Consider the following 4,694-nt stretch of genomic DNA (forward strand, 5'->3'; position numbering starts at 1 on the left):
ATGGGTCAGCCACTTTATATAGTACATAAATACTATAAAATAGCGATCACGCTGTGCCAGTTGCGTAAGTCCTGTAAATGCCAAACTAAATGCTGATGAATATAACCATCATCACGCAGAGTATGCCATAAATTATTTTCAGTTTTCTGCTGATACTTCTCCAACAAAGCAACGTGAGCCTTGGCAAGGGAAATACCTAGTCCTGGTAAATCACCTCGACGCGGTTGTGGGGGAGCAGTTAACAAGTTCCGTGCTAAGTCGTGGAATAAGTCATGTAGGCGATAGGTAAGCGTACCATCAGCAAGAGGAACACCAATTAATAATAGGGCTTTACTTTGTAAATCTTTCAATGAATCAGAGGCATCGCGCTCATCTGCAATATCCCAAAGTGTTGCTGTCATTTTGGGAGTAATACTTACATCTTCAGGTAACACCCCCAACCAAATAAAGTATTCTTTATCCTCTGGTGACAATCGCTGTATGCTCAAATTCAAAGATGCAGTTAAGCTGAGGCGTTTTAAACTTGCTTCATCAGTAATATCTTTTGCCCCTGGTCTATTCAATGCTTTTAACCGAGCAATTTCTTGTTTAATATCTCGTAACAAGTCTGTCCAAGTTGTACCACTAGTAACTTGGGCAGCTGCTAGTTCCAATGCTAGGGGGAGATAACCAACGCCTTCAGCTAACTTTTCTGCTGATTGACGTTCTTTACCTGAAATCTCCCGTCCTAAATTCTTCGTCAGCAATTCCATCGCTTGGGATGCTGTCATTATATCCAGACTGTAGGTGCTGGCTTTTAATGCGTCAGCAATTGCCCCTTCACGAGTAGTTACTAAAACTTGACACCGCAAACCGCCAACATTAAACGCTTGTGCATCTTCGGTATTCCAAGCATCGTCCACCACTAGTAGCACAGCTTTGTCATAAAGCAGAGTCCGCAAATGGGTAGAAGCAGCTTCTGCACTGGTAGGTTTAAAGCTATAGTCTCCTAGTGCCTGCACCCAGCCACTAAGTAAAGAAAGCACATCAGGTTGCTGGCCTAAAGTTGCCCAAAGAATGCCATCACAAAACCGAGTTTGTATTTCTGCATCATGGGCTAAAGCTGCCGCTAAAGTCGATTTACCCACAGAACCCAAACCGTGAATTGCAGTAATTACCAAAGCACGATTATCTGATGATGACTCTGTGAGGAGACGCTTTTTTAAATCATTGCTATACTCTGGGCGTTCTACAAAGGATGTGGGTAAGGGTGGTGCTTGCACGAGACGGTAAACAGAATGAGCAATATTAGTATTAAGGGGATAGTGCTTTTTGAGTGCAGCAATCAAATCCTCAATTGCTTTTACAGGGTTTTGCCAATAAAGAGCAATACATTCATCAAAGCTCAATCTCCCTACATCAGCATCCTGTTCCATCTGAAGACAAAAAACTCGCGTTTGTCCACCAGAAGTCTGCTGTCTGGCTGCGTTAACAATCTGCGATGCCCAACGGGTTCCCAATGCTCTACTAGTTCCACACAATACCACTGCCCCGCCAGTACTGAGAACTTTTGAGACTTCCTCGGTGAATGACTCCCCCACCATGACAGTTCCGCGATGTACTACCTCATAGCCAGCCTGGCGGATGTGTTCTGCCAATTCTTCTGCTAAATCCTCTTCTTTGGGATGATGGGCAATGTAAACTTGCCAGTTTCTCTGACTCATTTTATTGCCCGCAGCAATTGAGATACGCCTTTTGACCAGTCATTAACCAAATCTGCATACTTGATATCAGCTAAAATAGCAGGCGGTTCCCCACCTGTGAGCAAAATTGGCAATACCTTTACTTGGTGTCCTGACAATTGTCGAGCTAACACTGACATCCACTCACGGTTTACCCAAGGCGACATATCAGACGAGGAGTAACACAGAACTAAATACTTAGATCCTTCTAGCCCTTGGTCAACACGCTCAACTATGGAATCTCCTACGTCTATCTTCCATTCATCAAACCATACTTCATGCCCAGCATCACCTAATTCATTCGCTAGCTGTTCAGCTTGTTGAGCATCACTTTTACGATGACTGATAAAGACATTAGGCATAGTTAAATTCTTGATTTGAATGATATTAAAACAATTTGTAATGACGCGACGCTCGCGGACTCGCTACCGCTACGCTAACGCAATTACGTTTTGTGACGAGGATTTAGATTTAGGCTTCAATTCGCGCTGCTTGATAGAAGCAGGGAAGTTAAACCTCCACCACTTGTTAATTTAACAATTTTATCAAACGCAATAAATCGCGGCTCTACATGAGGCTTTTTGGCTGATTATTTGAATTATCTTCTCGTTTATCCACCAGTGGTAGTGATAGTGGCGTGGCAAGCAAAAAAATGTGCATTAGACGTAGGTTGGGTGGAGCGGAGCGTAACCCAACATATATCAGGATATTGGGTTACGCAAAGCCTCCACCCAGCCTACAATTTTTTTGCAACTTCCGAGAAATCATTGTGGGCGATAGCTACGGCGTTAAACTACGCAGTTTATGAGAGATGGTTAGTAGCGTGTTGTGAAAGGGCGATATCAATAAAATTGGTATTACGAACCACAGAGGCGCAGAGGGCACAGAGAGAAGAAAGAAATGCTTAACTAAACTGTATTGAACCCTGTGCTATCAATTGCGGCCTATCCTAAAAGAGAAGAACTAAGTTCGTTCTTCCATACCGAAGACGCGCCGAAAAACTGACTGCATCAAACTAGGAGACAAGTGATAAACTGCTTTCCAAAGGTTTGTTGTGCCTACCATGACATCAGAACGCTGATGCTTTACTGCTTCCCAAATTGATTTTGCTACATCTTCAGGCTTTTCTAGTACAGGAATTTGAATTGCTTTATCTACCAACTCAGAACGCGCCTCGGCAGTTTCCTCGTCTTTACCGCGAAAGATTGCCCGTTCCATCACTTGAGTACTGATAAAACTGGGATAAATTCCGCTAACGTGAATCCCTTTTGGTGATAACTCGGCGTGTAGCGATTTTGTTAATCCAGTCACGGCGTATTTAGTGGTTGTGTAAGGAACTTGGTAAGGAATCGGTTCTATACCACCAATAGAACTGACATTAACAATGGTTCCTTTGCGACGTTCTAAGAAATGGGGCAGGATGGCATTAATAGTATGGATGTAGCCCCACAAATTGGTATCAATTATCTGATGCCAATCATCTAAGCTAAAATCCTCAACGGGCCCTAAGCAAAAGATACCTGCATTATTAATTAATACATCTATGTTACCAAAATGAGCGATCGCCTTCTGGATTAGGTTGTTTACTTGTAAAGGATCTTTGACATCTGTTGAAATAGCGATCGCTTCTCGTCCAAGTTCCCGTATCTGTGCAGCAGTAGCTTCTAAACGGTCAAGTTGACGAGCCGCCAACACGACATCATAATTGTGACGGGCAAATAATAATGCTGTAGCTTTACCAATCCCTTGAGATGCGCCTGTAATAATTACTGTATTTGTCATAATATCAATTGCTTTTTCTTGTGCGTCTTAGAGTTTGTTTTAAAAATGGTACTTGAGGTATCCAAAACTTTAAATCCTCCTTAAAAAGGAGGATTTTGAGAAGCTTATATTGGTATTAAGCCGAGATCCGAATAAAATTTATACCTGGCGGACACTACTAACTCGCCACAGCGATCGCAATTAGCGCGTAGTTGTGTCCCGCAAAGATAACAATACTTAGCTTTAACGGTATAATAAATTGTTAAACGCTGCTGCATCTCTTTCACCATAGCTCTTATGTCAGATCAACCTGCACCAGAAATTGAACTGCTCCGTGCAGCTTATGCGGCCTTCAACGCGCGAGACATTGACGCTGCCCTTGCCCTCATGACTCCAGACGTGGCTTGGCCGAGAGCGTTCAAAGGCGGTTTTGTCCGTGGGCCTGAAGAAGTTCGCGCTTACTGGACGGAGCAATGGAGCGAGATCAATCCGCACGTCGAGCCGATTTCCTTTTACTTGGAGGAGACTGGGCGCATTTTGGTTGATGTACATCAAGTCGTGCGTGACAAGGCTTACGTAGTTCTTGCCGATGAACATGTGGGTCATCGATTCACCTTTGAACACGGCTTGATTCAAGCTATGGAAGTCTGTCCACTTCCATCATCCACCCCAAAAGCCTAACCACGCGCTCCAGCAAACAGGGCATTGAGCCGATTAATCAACAACGCCAATTATTGCTGCGTTTTAATTTCCTTGAGTAACGCCTCATCAGAGTATTCTTCTTCCCATTTGCCTTTTAACTTCAGCCGTACAGACTGTGCGCCGCCACTAGGAGTACAGACAACCCAGTAAGTATCTGGTTCTCCTTCGACTCCAGCTGCTTCTTCAGCTTTTGAAGTATCAGAAAGACCTGAAAATGCTTGAATACAAGTCCATGTAATTCCATCTGAATCTTTAATTTCTCTTTCCATGTCTATTCTTAGTTAAGGTGAACTGGGTAAAATTTCTGGTCGATCGTCCAAACTGAGGAGGAATTCAATTAAATTTATCTGTTTTTGAGTGGTAAAGCCAGCTTTTGTATCTACCCAATAACTCAATACAGTTCAGTTAAGCTTTTTTCTCTCCCCCTGCGTCCCCTGCCTCCCCTGCTTCCCCTGCCTGCCGTAACAGATAAATTTGCTTAACCCAAGCTATTGCCCAATAACTATGTCC

At 43.4% G+C, this 4,694-nt stretch carries 5 protein-coding genes; 1 reads left to right on the plus strand and 4 read right to left on the minus strand.

What is annotated here, in order from left to right; all coding sequences use genetic code 11:
• Positions 1 to 32 precede the first annotated feature (32 nt).
• The 3 genes from RMX98_RS36035 to RMX98_RS36045 all read right to left on the minus strand — a co-directional run bounded on the left by RMX98_RS36035 (position 33) and on the right by RMX98_RS36045 (position 3,503).
• Positions 33 to 1,703 (minus strand): NB-ARC domain-containing protein, encoded by a 1,671-nt coding sequence (locus tag RMX98_RS36035; RefSeq protein ID WP_322679961.1) that lies wholly within the window; start codon positions 1,701 to 1,703, stop codon positions 33 to 35.
• The gene (locus tag RMX98_RS36040) at positions 1,700 to 2,083 is read right to left on the minus strand and encodes a toll/interleukin-1 receptor domain-containing protein (protein WP_322679962.1); all 384 of its coding nucleotides are present in this window, start codon (positions 2,081 to 2,083) and stop codon (positions 1,700 to 1,702) included. The genes RMX98_RS36035 and RMX98_RS36040 overlap by 4 nt, the downstream gene beginning before the upstream one ends.
• Positions 2,084 to 2,684: 601 nt before the next feature.
• Positions 2,685 to 3,503, minus strand: a complete 819-nt coding sequence (locus RMX98_RS36045) for an SDR family oxidoreductase (protein WP_322679963.1) — start codon at positions 3,501 to 3,503, stop codon at positions 2,685 to 2,687.
• 276 nt (positions 3,504 to 3,779) lie between these two features.
• Here RMX98_RS36045 and RMX98_RS36050 point away from each other — a divergent pair, with 276 nt between their 5' ends.
• Positions 3,780 to 4,163 carry a nuclear transport factor 2 family protein gene (locus RMX98_RS36050; RefSeq protein ID WP_322679964.1) on the plus strand — a complete coding sequence of 128 codons (384 nt, stop codon included), beginning with the start codon at positions 3,780 to 3,782 and terminating at the stop codon, positions 4,161 to 4,163.
• A gap of 50 nt (positions 4,164 to 4,213) precedes the next feature.
• Here the strand turns inward: RMX98_RS36050 and RMX98_RS36055 are convergent, their stop codons facing one another.
• Positions 4,214 to 4,453, minus strand: a complete 240-nt coding sequence (locus tag RMX98_RS36055) for a hypothetical protein (RefSeq protein WP_322679965.1) — start codon at positions 4,451 to 4,453, stop codon at positions 4,214 to 4,216.
• Positions 4,454 to 4,694 lie beyond the last annotated feature (241 nt).

This window comes from Nostoc sp. DedQUE02 (genome assembly GCF_034531035.1).
In the GTDB taxonomy this organism is placed as follows: Bacteria; Cyanobacteriota; Cyanobacteriia; order Cyanobacteriales; family Nostocaceae; genus Nostoc.